The organism is Pseudomonas glycinae, assembly GCF_001594225.2.
Classification (GTDB): Bacteria; Pseudomonadota; Gammaproteobacteria; order Pseudomonadales; family Pseudomonadaceae; genus Aquipseudomonas; species Aquipseudomonas glycinae.
Window position 1 is genome coordinate 3,059,592 of the sequence record NZ_CP014205.2, and the last position, 16,098, is coordinate 3,075,689.

13 protein-coding genes are annotated in these 16,098 nt (G+C 61.2%); 8 read left to right on the forward strand and 5 right to left on the reverse strand.

Annotated elements, in window-relative coordinates:
• The first annotated feature begins 34 nt into the window (after positions 1 to 34).
• The gene (mrdA, locus tag AWU82_RS13785; RefSeq protein ID WP_064381147.1) at positions 35 to 1,927 is read left to right on the forward strand and encodes a penicillin-binding protein 2; all 1,893 of its coding nucleotides are present in this window, start codon (positions 35 to 37) and stop codon (positions 1,925 to 1,927) included.
• A gap of 12 nt (positions 1,928 to 1,939) precedes the next feature.
• On the opposite strand, the gene AWU82_RS13790 is transcribed toward mrdA, so the two are convergent.
• Positions 1,940 to 2,899 carry a LysR family transcriptional regulator gene (locus AWU82_RS13790; RefSeq protein WP_064381145.1) on the reverse strand — a complete coding sequence of 320 codons (960 nt, stop codon included), beginning with the start codon at positions 2,897 to 2,899 and terminating at the stop codon, positions 1,940 to 1,942.
• Positions 2,900 to 3,044: 145 nt separating this feature from the next.
• On the opposite strand from AWU82_RS13790, the gene AWU82_RS13795 reads away from it, so the two are divergent.
• From AWU82_RS13795 to AWU82_RS13805, 3 genes are read left to right on the forward strand one after another with little or no spacing between them, the layout of a single operon-like run.
• The gene (locus AWU82_RS13795) at positions 3,045 to 4,346 is read left to right on the forward strand and encodes an MFS transporter (RefSeq protein WP_064381142.1); all 1,302 of its coding nucleotides are present in this window, start codon (positions 3,045 to 3,047) and stop codon (positions 4,344 to 4,346) included.
• Entirely contained in the window at positions 4,343 to 5,098 is a 756-nt protein-coding gene (locus tag AWU82_RS13800) for a class II aldolase/adducin family protein (RefSeq protein WP_064381140.1), read from the forward strand. Before AWU82_RS13795 ends, AWU82_RS13800 begins: the two co-directional genes overlap by 4 nt.
• Entirely contained in the window at positions 5,095 to 6,024 is a 930-nt protein-coding gene (locus AWU82_RS13805; protein WP_064381138.1) for a 2-hydroxyacid dehydrogenase, read from the forward strand. The genes AWU82_RS13800 and AWU82_RS13805 overlap by 4 nt, the downstream gene beginning before the upstream one ends.
• Here AWU82_RS13805 and AWU82_RS13810 read toward each other — a convergent pair.
• Complete coding sequence (locus tag AWU82_RS13810; RefSeq protein ID WP_064381135.1) at positions 6,018 to 6,953, reverse strand: LysR family transcriptional regulator; 936 nt, start codon at positions 6,951 to 6,953, stop codon at positions 6,018 to 6,020. The genes AWU82_RS13805 and AWU82_RS13810 overlap by 7 nt on opposite strands.
• Before the next feature lie 162 nt (positions 6,954 to 7,115).
• Here AWU82_RS13810 and AWU82_RS13815 point away from each other — a divergent pair, with 162 nt between their 5' ends.
• From AWU82_RS13815 to AWU82_RS13825, 3 genes are read left to right on the forward strand one after another with little or no spacing between them, the layout of a single operon-like run.
• Complete coding sequence (locus AWU82_RS13815; RefSeq protein WP_064381133.1) at positions 7,116 to 8,426, forward strand: MFS transporter; 1,311 nt, start codon at positions 7,116 to 7,118, stop codon at positions 8,424 to 8,426.
• Between the two features lie 22 nt (positions 8,427 to 8,448).
• Positions 8,449 to 9,687 (forward strand): Zn-dependent hydrolase, encoded by a 1,239-nt coding sequence (locus AWU82_RS13820; protein WP_064381130.1) that lies wholly within the window; start codon positions 8,449 to 8,451, stop codon positions 9,685 to 9,687.
• 3 nt (positions 9,688 to 9,690) lie between these two features.
• Positions 9,691 to 10,716 carry a histone deacetylase family protein gene (locus tag AWU82_RS13825; protein WP_064381128.1) on the forward strand — a complete coding sequence of 342 codons (1,026 nt, stop codon included), beginning with the start codon at positions 9,691 to 9,693 and terminating at the stop codon, positions 10,714 to 10,716.
• A gap of 139 nt (positions 10,717 to 10,855) precedes the next feature.
• On the opposite strand, the gene AWU82_RS13830 is transcribed toward AWU82_RS13825, so the two are convergent.
• Together AWU82_RS13830 and AWU82_RS13835 are read right to left on the reverse strand one after the other, a co-directional pair.
• Positions 10,856 to 11,260 (reverse strand): lysozyme inhibitor LprI family protein, encoded by a 405-nt coding sequence (locus AWU82_RS13830; RefSeq protein ID WP_064381126.1) that lies wholly within the window; start codon positions 11,258 to 11,260, stop codon positions 10,856 to 10,858.
• 55 nt (positions 11,261 to 11,315) lie between these two features.
• The gene (locus AWU82_RS13835; protein ID WP_064381125.1) at positions 11,316 to 12,236 is read right to left on the reverse strand and encodes an ADP-ribosylglycohydrolase family protein; all 921 of its coding nucleotides are present in this window, start codon (positions 12,234 to 12,236) and stop codon (positions 11,316 to 11,318) included.
• A gap of 196 nt (positions 12,237 to 12,432) precedes the next feature.
• On the opposite strand from AWU82_RS13835, the gene AWU82_RS13840 reads away from it, so the two are divergent.
• Positions 12,433 to 12,921, forward strand: coding sequence for an SRPBCC family protein (locus AWU82_RS13840; protein WP_007953087.1), 489 nt, complete (start codon positions 12,433 to 12,435; stop codon positions 12,919 to 12,921).
• A 353-nt stretch (positions 12,922 to 13,274) separates the two neighbouring features.
• On the opposite strand, the gene acnA is transcribed toward AWU82_RS13840, so the two are convergent.
• Positions 13,275 to 16,016, reverse strand: a complete 2,742-nt coding sequence (acnA, locus tag AWU82_RS13845) for an aconitate hydratase AcnA (protein ID WP_064381123.1) — start codon at positions 16,014 to 16,016, stop codon at positions 13,275 to 13,277.
• Positions 16,017 to 16,098 lie beyond the last annotated feature (82 nt).

The following is a 16,098-nucleotide window of genomic DNA, read 5'->3' on the forward strand; positions in this document are numbered from 1 at the left end:
GGCGCTCATTTTTTGTCAAAGAGTGGCTGCAGAAATGCCTGAACCCATCCCTATCAAGGACCACGAAAAAGAGACGCGGCTGGTCAACAAACGCCTGATCGCCTGTGCCTTGTTCGTCTTCGCCATCAGTTGTGCCCTGGTGGTGCGCCTGTACATCCTGCAAGTCGTCGAGTTCGATTACCACTCGACCATCTCCGAAAACAATCGCGTCCATGTCCTGCCGATCCCGCCGACACGCGGCCTGATTTACGATCGCAACGGCGTGTTGCTGGCTGATAATCGTCCCAGCTACAACCTGACCATCACCCGCGAACGGGCGACTGACGTCAATCAAGAGCTGGATGAAGTCATCAACCTCCTGCACCTGCCCGCCGAAGACCGCGCAGTCTTTGACAAAGCCATGAAGCAGTCGCGTCATCCGTTTACACCCGTAACGCTGTTCTATGAGCTGACCGAAGAACAGATCGCCGTGCTGGCAGTTAACGAGTTCCGTCTACCGGGCCTGGATGTCGAGCCACAATTCGTTCGTAACTACCCGTTGGGTGCGCACTTCGCACACTCGATCGGTTACGTTGGCCGTATCAACGAAAAAGAATCCAAAACCCTCGACTCCGTCGAATACCGTGGCACCCAATCCATCGGCAAGACGGGTATCGAACGCTTCTATGAGCCACAGCTGCACGGCCACGTCGGTTACGAGGAGGTAGAGACCAACGCACAAGGTCGAGTACTACGGGTTCTGAAACACACCGATCCGATACCAGGCAAAAACATAGTTCTAAGTCTCGACGTCAAACTTCAGGAGGCCGCGGAAGCTGCATTGGGCGACCGCCGCGGCTCAGTGGTTGCGCTGGATCCATCGACCGGCGAAGTGCTGGCCATGGTCAGCAATCCGAGCTTCGACCCTAACCTGTTCGTGACTGGTATCAGCTCCAAGGAATATTCCGCGCTGCGAGACTCCATCGACCGACCGCTGTTCAACCGAGTACTGCGCGGTCTGTACGCTCCCGGTTCAACGATCAAACCAGAGGTGGCGATTGCCGGACTCGACACCGGCGTGGTCACGCCACAAACCCGAGTCTTCGATCCGGGCTACTACCAACTACCGGATTTCGACCACAAGTATCGCAACTGGAACCACAGCGGCGACGGTTGGGTAGACATGGATGCAGCGATCATGCGGTCCAACGACACCTACTTCTACGACCTGGCGCACAAGCTCGGCATCGATCGCCTTCACGACTACATGGCGATGTTCGGCCTTGGCGAGAAAGTCTCGCTCGACATGTTCGAGGAGTCACCGGGCTTGATGCCGTCCCAGGCGTGGAAGCGCGCCACCCGGCGTCAGGCCTGGTTCCCCGGCGAAACCGTGATCCTCGGTATCGGCCAGGGCTACATGCAGGTCACGCCGCTGCAACTGGCTCAAGCCACCGCACTGATCGCCAACAAGGGCGTCTGGAACCGTCCGCACCTGGCCAAGACCGTGGATGGTGTGGCACCGGTGGACGAGCACCCGATGCCGAACATCCTGCTCAAGGATCCGCGGGACTGGGAGCAGGTCAACCACGGCATGCAGATGGTGATGCACGATGCCCGAGGCATTGCTCGTGCGGCAGCGGCCGGTGCGCAATACCGCATCGCCGGCAAGAGTGGTACGGCGCAGGTGGTGGCGATCAAACAGGGTGAGCGTTACAACCGCGAGAAAACCCTCGAGCGACATCGTGACAACGCCCTGTTTGTCGGGTTTGCCCCGGCCGAGCATCCGAAAATCGCGATCTCGGTGATGATCGAAAACGGCGAGGCCGGTGGCCGAGTTGCAGGTCCGGTGGTGCGGCAGATCATGGACGCCTGGCTACTCGACCAGGACGGTCACCTCAAGCCGCAATACGCGGCGCCGACCAAAGCGCCGGGCGATCCTCACGTGTAACCCGCTAAAGCTTCACAGCACAGGCTCACGCAAGCTGAGCATGTGCTGGAAGCTGTCGAGGAATACCGTTTCCGCCTGAGTCATCTTCTGCTCGCGGTTCCACAGCAGCTGAATATCGAAATCCACCACCCCGTCCTCCGGCGGCAAGCGCCACAGCAAACCCTGTTCGACATCCCGTCGCACCAAGTGAATCGGCAAGCAACCAATCCCGAACCCTGCACAGATCAGGCGGTAAATCTCTTCGAAACTGGTGGAGGAGGCGACGATCTTGCCGGTAAACCCCTGCTGGTCACGAAACAGCGTCAATGGCGAAAGATTGCCGCCGAGCTGATCGCTGGTGAAGCTGACGAAGTTCTCCGCCGCGAGCTGTTCCAGCGTCAGATTCTGTTGTCCGAACAGTCGATGCCGTTGCCCGCAAAAGTAGGCGTAGCGCTCTCGGAACAGTACCCGCTGCTCCAGCCGAGGCTGTGGTAGACGGCAAAGTCCGACGCCGACCGTAGCGGTCTTCTGCAGCAATGAACTGATGATGTTCGAGCTGCCCATCACCTCGACTTCCAGCTCGATTTTCGGGTGAGTTTCGTGGAAATCCGCAAGAAACTCGTCGTAATGCCGCGCCTGCACGCCACTGACGGTGAGGATACGGATCTTGCCCACTACGTCATCATGGCGATTCTCGACCACGGTGCCCAGACGGGAAATATCGCCGTAGATATCCGCCGCAATCCGCAGGACTTCCTCCCCGGTTTCCGTCAGATCAAAACGCCGACCGCTCCGGGCAATCAACACACAATCCAGTTGTTCCTCGAGACGTTTCAACGCCTGGCTGACTGCCGACTGGGTGATGTGCAATCGCGCAGCGGCGCGGCTCATGCTGCCTTCCTGACCGATCACCAGATAGGTGCGCAACAGGTTCCAGTCGAGCCGGTCATTGAGAAAACGTCGGCCGATCCAGGGATTGGCGGAGGAGGTCATGTAGTAGTCACGCTAATAGTAAAGATAAGTTTTTGAAAATTGACTAATCCTGTCACGGAAGCGATAAAGCCCACAAGCGCCACAGAGCGCGACCGTCAGCCGCTTCGACACCTGCCCAAAACTATAAATACACAGGGGTTCTTGCATGCACACCACCGCTCAGCCGCGTCGCGCCGCGGCCGCTGCCTTCATTGGCACGACCATCGAGTTCTACGATTTCTATATCTACGCCACCGCCGCCGCACTGGTGCTCGGGCAAGTGTTCTTTCCCAGCAGCGACCCGGTGACCAGCACCCTCGCCGCATTCGGCAGTTTCGCCGTCGGCTTCATCGCCCGCCCGATGGCCGGGATGGTGTTCGGACATCTGGGTGATCGTCTGGGTCGCAAGAAAATGCTGTTGGTGACCATGGCGCTGATGGGCCTCGCCACCGCCGGCATCGGTCTGCTACCGAGCTACGCCAGCGTCGGCATCTGGGCGCCGATCGGGTTGATCGTATTACGCCTGATCCAGGGCATCTCCGTCGGCGGCGAGTGGGGCGGGGCGGTGTTGATGGCCAGCGAACACGCCCCGGCCAAACGCAAAACCTTTTACGCCTCGTTCGCCCAGCTCGGCAGCCCGGCGGGTTTGCTGCTGGCGTTGATCGCGTTTCGACTGGTGACGTCGCTGTCGCCGGAAGACTTCCTCGCCTGGGGCTGGCGTCTGCCGTTTCTAGCCAGCGGCGTGCTGATGATGGTCGGTCTGATGATCCGTTCCGGGGTGCATGAGTCGCCGGAATTCGCCAAGGCCAGGGACAACAACGAGACGGCGAAGTACCCGGTGAAAGACGTGATCCGTCAGTGCTGGCGGCAGATCCTGTTCGCGGCCGCCGCCGTTACCATCGGCTCGGCCGGGTTCTTCTTCACCAACACGTTCATGATCACCTACGTCACCCAATATCAGGGCATCCCAAGGGCGACCATTCTCGACTGCCTGTTCCTGGTGACGATCATTCAATTGCTCTCGCAACCGTTGTCGGCGCTGCTCGCCGAGCGCATCGGCGAAGGGCGATTCCTGATGCTGGTGGCGTTGCTGTGCACGGTCACGCCGTACCCGATGTTCTTGCTGGTTGGCACTCAGAACATTCTGTTGATGACCCTCGGCATCGCCGTCGCGGTGGTGATTCTCTCGGCCCTGTACGCGGTGATCGCCGGGTACATGACCCAAGCCTTCCCGGTGCATCTGCGCTATTCGGGCATCTCCATCGCTTACCAACTGAGCTGCGCAGTAGCCGGCGGCACCACGCCGCTGATCGGCACGCTGCTGGCCAGCAAGTTCTCCGGGCAGTGGCTGCCATTGGCGGTGTTCTTCACGTTACTGTCGGCCCTGTCTCTGATCGGTGTCTGTGGCCTCGCACGTCTGCGGGCCAACCCGGTCACCCTTCATACCAACAAAGAGGTGTATTCGTGAGTAAGCCCGCCCACATTGACCCGATCGAATGGCAAGCCCGTTGCGAGCTCGCCGCGCTGTACCGCCTGATCGCGCACTTTCGCATGACCGACCTGATCGACACCCACATCACCCTGCGGATTCCGGGGCCGGAGCATCATTTCCTGATCAACCGCTACGGCGTGATTTTCGACCGCATGCGTGCCTCCGATCTGGTGCGTATCGATCAGGACGGGCGCATCGTCGACCCTGAATACGCCGGGCATCGGGTCAACGCCGCCGGTTTCGTGATCCATTCGGCGATCCACATGGCGCGGCCGGATCTGAACTGCGTGATTCACACCCACACCGCTGCCGGCATGGCCGTCGCTGCACAGAAACAAGGCCTGCTGCCGATCAGTCAGCACGCGCTGAAGTTCTACGGAAAACTCGCTTACCACACCTACGAAGGCATCGCCTTGTCGCTGGACGAGCGCGAGCGGTTGATCGCCGACCTCGGCCCGCATCGGGCGATGATCCTGCGCAATCACGGTTTGCTGGTCGGTGGCTCCGGGGTGGCCCAGGCGTTCCAGGAAATCCACTTTCTGGAGCGTGCCTGCCAGGCTCAGGTGCAGGCGCTGGCCGGCGGTTGCGAGCTGCATTTCCCGTCGCCGGAAGTCTGTGCCCACACCGCCGAACAGTTCGACCGCGATGAACAGGACAACATCATCGACCTGGCCTGGCAGGCCGCACTGACCCTGATCGAATCCCAGCGCGAGTCCTACCTGTCATGAACACCGTTGCGCTGATGTCCCGCGACACGCTGTTGCTCAAACAATTGCAGGAAGCCTTTGCCCGCCGTGCACCGCAGCTTTCGGCGGTGCTGGCCGACGATCCCCAAGCGGCGAATGCGCAGATCGCGGCGTGCTGGTTTCCGCTGCCGGACAGCCTCGCCGCGTTGCCCAATCTGCAAGTGATTCACTCGGTCGCCGCCGGCATCGATCATCTGGAGCACGATCCGTCATGTCCGGATCTGCCGGTGTGCCGGGTGGTTGATCCCGGGCATCGCCAAGGCATGACCGAGTTCGTGCGCTGGGCGGTGATTCACTTTCATCGCGGCTTCGATCAAGTGCTGGAGCAACAGCGCCAACAGCATTGGGAGCGACCGCTGCAACGCCCGGCCCATGAGTTCCGGATCGGTGTGATGGGCCTCGGCTCGCTCGGCAGCGCGATTGCGCTAGACCTGGCCAGCGCCGGTTATGACGTGCGTGGCTGGGCGCGCCGCAAAAAGGATTTACCGGGCGTGCAGACCTTCGCCGGCACTGAAACCTTCAATCCATTTCTCGACGGCGTGGAGTTGCTGATCAATCTGTTGCCGCTCACCCACGAGACGCGCGGCATTCTCAATCGCCAGACCTTTGACCGGCTGGCCAACGGCGCGGCACTGGTCAACGTCGGTCGCGGTGGGCATCTGAACATCGAGGATCTGCAACAGGCACTGGCTCGTGGAAAACTGCGCGGTGCGCTGCTCGATGTCTTCGAACAGGAGCCGTTACCCGCCGATCATCCACTGTGGAAAACCCCGGGCGTGACCATCACCCCGCACATGGCTTCGGCGGCCTCCCACGATTGCATCGCCGAGCAGATCGCCGAGAACTTCCGCCGTCTGAATGCCGGTGAGCCTTTGCTCAACAGCGCGGATCGACTGCTCGGTTACTGATCCGCCAGACAGGCCTGCAAACGTTCGATGAACAGCGTCTCGGCGCGGCTCATGCGCTGCTCGCGGTTCCACAACAGATGAATGTCGACATCGGCAATCCCTTCGTGGGGCGGCAGGCGCCAGAGCAATCCGGCCTCGACGTCCGCCGCCACCACGTGCTCCGGCAAACAACCGATACCGAACCCGGCGATCACCAGTCGCCGCACCTCTTCCAGGCTTGGCGAGGAGGCAACGATGCGCCCGCTGAAGCCTTGCTGATCGCGAAAAATCGTCAGCGGCGAGAGCATGCCGCCAATCTGGTCGCTGGTGAAACTGACGAAGTTCTCCCGCTGCAGATCGCCTTCGCCGATGTCCTGTCGGCCAAACAGCGCGTGGTGCTTGCCACAGAAAAACGCATAGCGCTGCCGCAGGAACAGACGCTGTTCAAGTCGCGGTTGCGGGCGGCGATTGAGGCTCAGGCCGAGGGTCGCGGTTTTCTCCTGAAGGGCACTGACGATGTCCGAACTGCGCATCACATCGACCTCCAGATCCACCCGTGGATACTGCCGATGAAAGTCAGCGAGGAAGTCATCGAAGCGCTCGGAGAAGATCCGGCTGATGATCAGCAGTCGCACCTTGCCGATCACCTCGTCGGCCGGTTGCTCCAGCAGGCTGCTGACCTGGGACATCTGCCCGTAGATCTCGCCGGCCAGTTCGAAGATCTGCTCGCCGACTTCGGTGAGGGCAAATCGTGGGCCGCGTCGGGCGATCAACTGGCGACCCAGTTGCTCCTCAAGACGCTTGAGCGCCTGGCTCACCGCCGGTTGCGTCAGATGCAGACGCGCGGCGGCACGGCTGATGCTCAGCTCCTGGCCGATCACCCGGAAGGTGCGCAGCAGGTTCCAGTCGAGGCGGTCGTTGAGCAGGCGTTGCACATCGCGTTCGGCCATGGCGGCTCTCGATTATAAGAAGAAGTAATACTCGGAATAATAAATAGAAAATTGACTAATCATAGCCCCGGGACGATAAATCACCCCACGACAGGCGCCGCCAGAGCGCCTCGGATTCAGCGTTTTCCTCCTGCCAAAAAAACAATCAAAGGAGCCCGACCCATGAAGCCCCACGCTTCGAACCAGCCGCGCCGTGCGGCGGCCGCAGCCTTCATCGGCACCATGATCGAGTGGTACGACTTTTACATCTACGCCACCGCCGCTGCGCTGGTGTTCGGCGCGCTGTTCTTTCCCTCCGACGATCCGCTGTTCAGCACCATGGCCGCATTCGGCACCTTCGCGGTGGGCTTCTTTGCCCGGCCATTGGGCGGGATCATTTTCGGTCATATCGGCGACCGTATCGGCCGCAAGAAATCACTGATCATCACGCTGTTGATGATGGGCGTGGTCACGGTGTGCATCGGTCTGCTGCCGACCTACGCGCAGATCGGCGCGACGGCGCCGGTGCTGCTGATTCTGCTGCGCATCGTCCAGGGCATCGCCGTCGGCGGCGAGTGGGGCGGGGCGGTGTTGATGGCTGGCGAGCACGCGCCGAAGGGCCGGCGCAATTTCTTCGCGTCGTTCGCGCAACTGGGAAGCCCGGCGGGTTTGATCCTGTCGCTGCTGGCCTTCAGCGCGGTGACCCGTTTGCCGGAAGAAGACCTGATGAGCTGGGGCTGGCGTCTGCCGTTTCTCGCCAGTGCGCTGTTGCTGCTGGTGGGCCTGGCGATTCGCTTGGGCGTGAACGAGTCACCGGAATTCCTCGCCAGCCGCGAGCAGGCCAGCAAGCAGATCAAGAATGAACAGGCACCAGTGATGGAAGTGTTGCGCACCGCGTGGCGTCCGCTGTTGCTGTGCATCGGTGCCAACACGCTGGGCATCGCCGGGGTGTATTTCACCAACACCTTCATGATCGCCTACACCACTCAGCAACTGGCGCTGCCGCGCTCGCTGATTCTCGAATGCCTGTTCTTCGTCGCGATTATCCAGTTCTGCATCCAGCCGCTGGCTGCATGGACTGCCGAGAAGATCGGCGCGACGCGTTTCCTGTGCCTGGTGTCGCTGCTGGCGATGGCCTCGCCGTATCCGATGTTCGTGCTGGTCAGCTCGGCCCAGGCGCCGCTGATTATCCTCGGCATCGCGCTGGCGGTGGTGTGCATGGCCTCGTTCTACGCGGTGATTGCCGGCTACGTCAGCGGCATGTTCGAGACCCGCGTGCGCTACACCGCGATCTCGCTGGCCTATCAGATTTGCGGCGCGGTGGCCGGTGGGCTGACGCCGCTGATCGGCACCATGCTGGCGCACAAATTCACCGGGCAGTGGTGGCCGATGGCGGTGTTCTACAGCCTGATCGCCGGCATTTCGCTGGTCTGCGTGCTGTCCCTCGCCCGTCGCCACGCCAGTGCCCATCGCGCGGAAATGGCCCGTGGCTGACCCGGAATTTCAGGAGAACCTCATGTTGAAAATCAATGGCGAACGCCTGTGGGCGAGCCTGATGGCCATGGCCGAAATCGGTGCGACAGCCCGAGGCGGCAGCTGCCGTCTGGCATTGAGCGACGAAGACAAGGCCGGTCGCGAACTGTTCGCCCACTGGTGCCGCGAAGCCGGCATGACCCTGAGCGTGGACGCCATCGGCAACCTGTTCGCCCGTCGCGCCGGCACCGATCCGGACGCCGCGCCGGTGATGATGGGCAGCCACCTCGACACCCAGCCTGAAGGCGGGCGTTTCGATGGCGTCTACGGTGTACTCGCCGGTCTGGAAGTGGTGCGTTGCCTAAACGACCTCAACATCCAGACCCGCAAACCGCTGGAAGTGGCGGTGTGGACCAACGAAGAAGGCGCGCGCTTCACCCCGGCCATGTTCGGCTCGGCAGTGTTCACCGGGATCATGGATCTGAATGCCGCGCTGGCGGTGCGCGATATCAATGGCATCAGCGTTGCCGAGGCGTTGCAGCGTACCGGTTACGCCGGTGATCGCCCTTTGGGCGGCGCGGTGGACGCGTATTTTGAAGCGCACATCGAGCAAGGCCCGATCCTCGAGGACAACGCCAAAAGCATCGGCGTAGTCACGGGCGGTCAGGCGATCCGCTGGCTCGATGTGCGCGTGGAAGGTATGGCCGCCCACGCCGGCACCACGCCGATGCCGCTGCGCAAAGACGCGCTGTACGGTGTGGCGCGGATGATTCAGGCAATCGAAGGTCTGGCCGCAGATTTTGCCCCCGAAGGCCTGACCACGGTCGGCGAGTTGAGCATCAACAAATCCTCGCGCAACACCATTCCGGGGCTGGTGAATTTCACCGTCGATCTGCGTCATCACCGCGACGACGCCATTGCCGCCATGGAACAACAAGTCCGCGCCCGCTTGCAGGCGATCGCCGATGGCCGAGGCCTGAACCTGACGATCACCCCGCACTGGATCAGCCCGGCCACACCGTTCGATGCCGAATGTGTGGCGGCCGTGCAAGAGGCGGTGGACGCGCTGGGCTACGCTCAGCAGTCGATTGTCAGCGGCGCCGGGCATGACGCGATTCACCTCGCGCGCTACTGCCCGACGGCGATGGTGTTCATCCCGTGCGTTGGCGGCCTGAGTCACAACGAAGCCGAAGACGTGTTGCCCGAAGACGTGAAACAGGGCACCGATGTATTGCTCAACGCCGTACTGGCCCGTGCCGGTCGAATCGAACAGGGAGCCTGAACCATGCGCAGTTTTTTCCACCCCGAACAATTGCTCCACCATCCACGCAGCTATTACTCGCGCGGGCAGATGCGTACGCCGCAAGAAGTTCCCGAGCGTGCGCAGCGTCTGGTGCAGGCCGCCCACGGTCTGGGCTTCAGTGTCGAGCAGCCCGCCGATGCCGGTCTCGCACCGTTGCTGGCGGTGCATGGCGCGCCGTATCTGACCTTTCTTCAGGAAGCGCACGCACGCTGGAAAGAAATCCCGGAAGACTGGGGCGATGAAGTGATGTCGAACATCTTCGTCCGCGAGCCCAACGCCTTGCGCGGCATCCTCGCTCAGGCGGCGCGGTATCTGGCGGACGGCAGTTGCCCGGTCGGCGAGCAGACCTGGCGCTCGGCGTACTGGTCGGCGCAAAGCGCAGTGGCCGGGGCTCAGGCGCTGATCGACGGCGAGCCGGCAGCCTACGCCTTGTGCCGTCCACCGGGACATCATGCCCGGGCCGAAGCGGCGGGCGGTTTCTGCTACGTGAACAACGCGGCGGTGGCGGCGCAGGTGCTGCGCGCCAAGTTTGAAAAAGTCGCGGTGCTCGACACCGACATGCACCACGGCCAGGGCATTCAGGAGATTTTCTACGACCGCGATGACGTGCTCTACGTCTCGGTGCATGGCGATCCGACCAACTTCTATCCAGGCGTCGCCGGGTTCGCCGATGAGCGTGGCAGCGGCGCGGGGGAGGGCTTCAACCTCAACCTGCCGATGGCTCATGGTTCAAGCGAAGCGGATTTCCTTGGGCAACTGGACGTCGCATTGAACGCGGTGCGCGAGTTCGGCGCCGAGGTGCTGGTGCTGTCGCTGGGCTTCGACATCTATGAGCTTGACCCGCAAAGCAAGGTCGCCGTGACCCGCGAAGGTTTTGCAGCACTGGGCCAGCGAGTTCGCAGCCTGGGCCTGCCATGCCTGATCGTGCAGGAAGGCGGCTATCACCTGGAAAGTCTCGAAGACAATGCCCGAGCGTTTTTCGTGAATGGCGAGGTGTGGCAGATCTGAAATTGATGTGATCCGACAGGTCGCCATCGCTGACAAGCCAGCTCCCACAGGGATTTGTGCAGTTGCAGTTTTTTGTGATCGACACAAAACCTGTGGGAGCTGGCTTGCCAGCGATGAGGCCTTCAAAAACTCTGGAAAATCAGGCCCCAGGCACCGGGCAGCTCATGTCCCCTTCCTCACATTTCAAGTACTGCTTGAGCGCCTCGGTTCGCGTCTTTGTCACCGAGGCGATGCAATTGTTGTAGATCAACGGATAAACACTCCCGCCTGCCACCCCGGATGCCGAAAACTTGCACTCGGCATCACGAAAGCCGATCCACGCCCGTTGCGCGCTCACCAGCAGTTTCTTGCCATCAGGGTTGTCCTTCAACCGGGCGGTAATCTGCTGATAAACCGCGTTCAACTCCTTGTCCGCCGCCTTGTTTTCCTGCGCGGCACATTGATTCATCGTCGCCTGATCGCTGGCATTGGCGCAGTCCACGGCAGCGTGAGCAACGGAAGTGAAAAGAAAAGGCGTCAGGGCCAGAAGCAGGCGTGGGGACATGAGTCATCTCGCTTTGATGAATGAACGTGCCGGGCAGTTTAGCGACTTCGTTGCGCTAAGAAGGTGTGCGATGTCTCGATGCGTTGAGCAAGCGCTCGGCAGTCGCGGCGATTTCTTCTCCGTCATGCAGCTTTTCCAGCCACCCGGACGGGATTCCCTGCACACCATAATGGGCGCCGGCCAACTGGCCGACGATGGCGGCCGTGGTGTCTGCGTCATCGCCCAGATTGGCCGCTCGCAGGACGGCTGCGGCAAAACTGTCGGTGTGGTGGAAGCACCATAACGCCGCTTCCAGAGATTCAATGCAGTAGCCACTGCCGCGAATTTCGCGCTCGGTCTTGTGCAGGTAGTGACCCCGGGCGATCGCCGCCACCTTGGGTTGGCTGAAGACTGTTTGCGCCAGAGTGCGCAGATCCGCTTTCGATGCACCTTCCAGGGCCTTGCCGAGCAGTTCGGCAAACAGCTGGCAGCATTCGATGGCCTCGGGCGCCGCGTGTGTGGTGCGTGAACTGTCGGCGGCGAATCGCCTGATTTTCCGGGCATCGGGGAAATAAAACAGCACCACGGGGATCAGGCGCATCAACGAGCCGTTTCCGGCGCTGTAGGGATCGGTGGCGCCGGCAAACGGCTCTCCGGTGTGTTGATAGCGATCCAGCGCCTGACTCACGGTCATGCCGATATCGAAACATTCGCCGGTCGAACTCAGATAACCCCATTGCCACCAGTTCAGATAGCGGCCCATCTGATCAGCGGCATCGAAGCCGTTTTTGTTCAGCAGACTTTCCGCCAGGCACAACGCCATCGAGGTGTCGTCGGTCCATTGACCGGGCTTCAGGCGAAACGGCCCGCCGCCGACCATGTCGGTCAGGGGCTGGAAGCTGCCGCGAGGCTGGAATTCGACAGTGGTTCCCACGGCATCGCCGCACGCCAGGCCGAGCAGGGCGCCACGATAACGTTCGGGGAGGGAGAGCTGCATGATGACGTCCTTGTGTCGTTCAATTCGCTGGGAACGTTAGCAGTTTCGCCGCGCTGATCCGTGCGCATTCTGACGAACCGGTGATCCAAAATACTGCCGGATATTTCAATCAGACCTGATCGTTGCACTGGATTGATACAACTTCGCATTGGACATGTGGTCATACAAGCCTACTGTTCAAAACAGGAGGTGACGTATGAAACCAGTACCCAACAGCTTTGAACGCAAGATCATGCTCAGGTCGCCGCGCTCCCATGTCTGGCGCGCCCTGGTCGATGCCGAGGCGTTCGGCCAGTGGTTCGGCGTTGCGCTGGAGGGCCGGCGGTTTATCGCCGGCGAATGGACGCAGGGGCAGGTCACTTACCCCGGTTATGAACATGTGCTCTGGAACGTGCTGGTGGAGCGAGTCGAGCCGCAGCAGCTGTTCTCCTTCCGCTGGCACCCGTACGCGGTGAACCCGAAAATCGACTACTCCCAGGAACCGACCACGCTGGTCAAGTTCGAACTGCAGGACTACGAGAACGGCACGCTGCTGAAGGTCTCCGAATCAGGCTTTGCGCACATCCCCGACGTGCGCCAGAAAGAGGCGTACTACATGGACAGTCGGGGCTGGGAGGAGCAGTTGAGCCGGCTCGAACATTTCCTCACGGAGAGCGACCGGGCCCGCGAGCGTGAAGGTGGCTGATCTCGACCTGTTCAGTCCGTGGCTGAAAGTCGCGCAACTGGCGGCTTTTGCGCTTGATGCCTGACATGTCTAAGGGTTTTCGGAAGGCCTGCTATGGCGAATGTCTTACACGTGCTGGTAGCTTTTTCGACTATTGCCGATTGGATCCAGAGCGTAATCTAGCCTCATCAACTGAAGCACAGGGAGTGTTTCAGGATCACGGATGATCGACCATTAGCAAGGATCGCTGCCGACAGGGAGTCGATAATGGTCTTGGGAAAAACCCGCTTCGGCGGGTTTTTTTTCGCTCGCAGAAAAGTGTCACGTTCAAACAGAAACACCGCCGATCCGGCGGTGTTTCTGCATCTGCAGGTTTACGAGGCGATCAACTGGCGCAACACGTAATGCAGAATCCCGCCGGACTTGAAGTACTCCACCTCGTTCAAGGTGTCGATGCGGCACAGCACTTCGATTTTCTCCTGCCGTCCGTCTTCACGAGTGATGACCAGGGTCAGGTTCATCCGTGGCGTCAGCTCGACACCGCTCAGGCCCTGGATGTCCAGGGTTTCCTTGCCGGTGAGGTTCAGGCTCTTGCGGTTCTGATCCAGCTTGAACTGCAACGGCAGCACGCCCATGCCCACCAGGTTGGAACGGTGGATGCGCTCGAAGCTTTCAGCGATCACCGCTTTCACGCCCAGCAGATTGGTGCCCTTCGCCGCCCAGTCTCGGCTGGAGCCGGTGCCGTATTCTTGCCCGGCAATCACCACCAGCGGGGTTCCAGAGGCCTGATAACGCATGGCCGCGTCGTAGATCGCCAGTTTCTCGCCGGTCGGAATGTAGATCGTGTTGCCGCCTTCCTCGCCGCCGAGCATTTCGTTGCGGATACGGATGTTGGCAAACGTGCCGCGCATCATCACTTCGTGGTTGCCCCGGCGTGAACCGTAGGAGTTGAAGTCCCGTGGCTCGACGCCTTGCTCGCGCAAGTAACGTCCGGCCGGGCTGTCGGCCTTGATGTTGCCGGCAGGGGAGATGTGGTCGGTGGTCACCGAATCGCCTAATAGCGCCAGCACTCGAGCACCTTTCACATCGGCGATCACCGGCAAAGGCCCGGCAATGTCATCGAAGAACGGCGGATGCTGGATGTAGGTCGAATCCGCTTGCCAGACGTAGGTCGCGGCTTGCGGGACTTCGATGGCTTGCCACTGTTCGTCACCGGCAAACACCTCGGCGTATTCCTTGTGGAACATCGCCGTGTTGACCTGATTTACCGCGTCGGCGATTTCCTTGCTGCTCGGCCAGATGTCGCGCAGGTACACCGGGTTACCCTGTTGGTCGTTACCCAGCGGTTCGCTGCTGATGTCGGTGCGCACAGTGCCGGCCAGGGCGTAAGCGACGACCAGCGGTGGCGAGGCCAGCCAGTTGGTTTTCACCAGCGGATGCACCCGGCCCTCGAAGTTGCGGTTACCGGACAGCACCGAAGCCACGGTCAGGTCGGCTTTCTGGATGGCTTTTTCGATCGGTTCCGGCAGCGGCCCGGAGTTGCCGATACAAGTGGTGCAGCCATAGCCGACCAGCGAAAAACCGAGCTGATCGAGGTATTGCGTCAACCCGGCGGCTTTGTAGTAATCGGTGACGACTTTCGAACCCGGAGCCAGCGAGCTCTTCACCCACGGTTTGCGGGTCAGGCCTTTTTCCACGGCTTTTTTCGCCAGCAGGCCGGCGGCCATCATCACGCTCGGGTTGGAAGTGTTGGTGCAGGAGGTGATCGCGGCAATCACCACGGCACCGTTTTTCAGGCGATAGGTGTGGCCGTCGTACTCGTAATCCGTTTCGCCGACCAGATCGGCATTGCCCACGGCGACACCGCCGCCGCCCTCGCTCTCCAGGCGTCCTTCTTCCTTGCTGGTGGGTTTGAACTGCAAGTCGAGGAAGTCACTGAACGCCTGGCCGACATTCGGCAGCGAGACGCGGTCCTGCGGGCGTTTCGGCCCGGCGAGGCTGGCTTCGACGCTGCCCATGTCCAGCGCCAGACTGTCGGTGAACACCGGTTCCTGACCGGGCAGGCGCCACAGTCCCTGAGCCTTGGTGTAGGCCTCGACCAGCTTCACCACTTCCGGCGGACGGCCGGACAGGCGCAGGTAATCCAGCGTCACGTCATCCACCGGGAAGAAGCCGCAGGTCGCGCCATATTCCGGAGCCATGTTGGCGATGGTCGCGCGGTCGGCCAGCGGCAGGTCGGCGAGGCCGTCGCCATAGAACTCGACGAATTTGCCGACCACGCCTTTCTTGCGCAGCATCTGGGTCACGGTCAACACCAGGTCGGTGGCGGTAATCCCTTCCTTGAGCTTGCCGGTGAGTTTGAAGCCGATCACTTCCGGAATCAGCATCGACACCGGTTGCCCGAGCATCGCGGCTTCCGCCTCGATCCCGCCCACGCCCCAGCCAAGTACGCCGAGGCCGTTGATCATAGTGGTGTGGGAGTCGGTGCCGACCAGCGTGTCGGGGAAGGCATAGGTGCGGCCGTCTTCGTCCTTGGTCCACACGGTGCGGCCGAGGTATTCGAGGTTGACCTGATGGCAGATTCCGGTACCTGGCGGCACCACACTGAAGTTGTCGAAGGCGCTCTGGCCCCAGCGCAGGAAGGCATAGCGTTCGCCGTTGCGCTGCATTTCGATGTCGACGTTCTGTTCGAAGGCGCTGGCGCTGGCGAATTTGTCGACCATCACCGAGTGGTCGATCACCAGATCCACCGGCGACAGCGGGTTGATTCGCTGCGGATCACCGCCGGCCTTGGCCATGGCGGCGCGCATCGCCGCCAGATCGACCACGGCCGGTACGCCGGTAAAGTCCTGCATCAGCACGCGGGCAGGGCGGTACTGGATTTCCCGGTCGGAGCGACGCTCCTTGAGCCACGCGACAATGGCCTTGAGGTCGGCGCCGGTGACGGTTTTTTCATCTTCCCAACGCAGCAGGTTTTCCAGCAGGACTTTCAGCGACATCGGCAACCTGTCGAGATCGCCCAAGGTCTTGGCGGCATCCGGCAGGCTGAAATAGTGGTAAGTCTTGTCATCGACTTTCAGGGTTTTCAGTGAATTCAGACTATCGAGGGACGGCATTACGATCACTCCTTTGAGTCCGCACGGCTACGGACTGAGGGGACGGGCAGAGCTATCAACGTAGCCCTGTTTTCAGTAGCTG

Bases quoted from the DNA above. Each gene is read 5' to 3' on its own strand.
- mrdA (WP_064381147.1), top strand. From the start codon at position 35: ATGCCTGAACCCATCCCTATCAAGGACCACGAAAAAGAGACGCGGCTG.
- AWU82_RS13790 (WP_064381145.1), bottom strand. From the start codon at position 2,899: ATGACCTCCTCCGCCAATCCCTGGATCGGCCGACGTTTTCTCAATGAC.
- AWU82_RS13795 (WP_064381142.1), top strand. From the start codon at position 3,045: ATGCACACCACCGCTCAGCCGCGTCGCGCCGCGGCCGCTGCCTTCATT.
- AWU82_RS13805 (WP_064381138.1), top strand. From the start codon at position 5,095: ATGAACACCGTTGCGCTGATGTCCCGCGACACGCTGTTGCTCAAACAA.
- AWU82_RS13810 (WP_064381135.1), bottom strand. From the start codon at position 6,953: ATGGCCGAACGCGATGTGCAACGCCTGCTCAACGACCGCCTCGACTGG.
- AWU82_RS13815 (WP_064381133.1), top strand. From the start codon at position 7,116: ATGAAGCCCCACGCTTCGAACCAGCCGCGCCGTGCGGCGGCCGCAGCC.
- AWU82_RS13820 (WP_064381130.1), top strand. From the start codon at position 8,449: ATGTTGAAAATCAATGGCGAACGCCTGTGGGCGAGCCTGATGGCCATG.
- AWU82_RS13825 (WP_064381128.1), top strand. From the start codon at position 9,691: ATGCGCAGTTTTTTCCACCCCGAACAATTGCTCCACCATCCACGCAGC.
- AWU82_RS13830 (WP_064381126.1), bottom strand. From the start codon at position 11,260: ATGTCCCCACGCCTGCTTCTGGCCCTGACGCCTTTTCTTTTCACTTCC.
- AWU82_RS13835 (WP_064381125.1), bottom strand. From the start codon at position 12,236: ATGCAGCTCTCCCTCCCCGAACGTTATCGTGGCGCCCTGCTCGGCCTG.
- AWU82_RS13840 (WP_007953087.1), top strand. From the start codon at position 12,433: ATGAAACCAGTACCCAACAGCTTTGAACGCAAGATCATGCTCAGGTCG.
- acnA (WP_064381123.1), bottom strand. From the start codon at position 16,016: ATGCCGTCCCTCGATAGTCTGAATTCACTGAAAACCCTGAAAGTCGAT.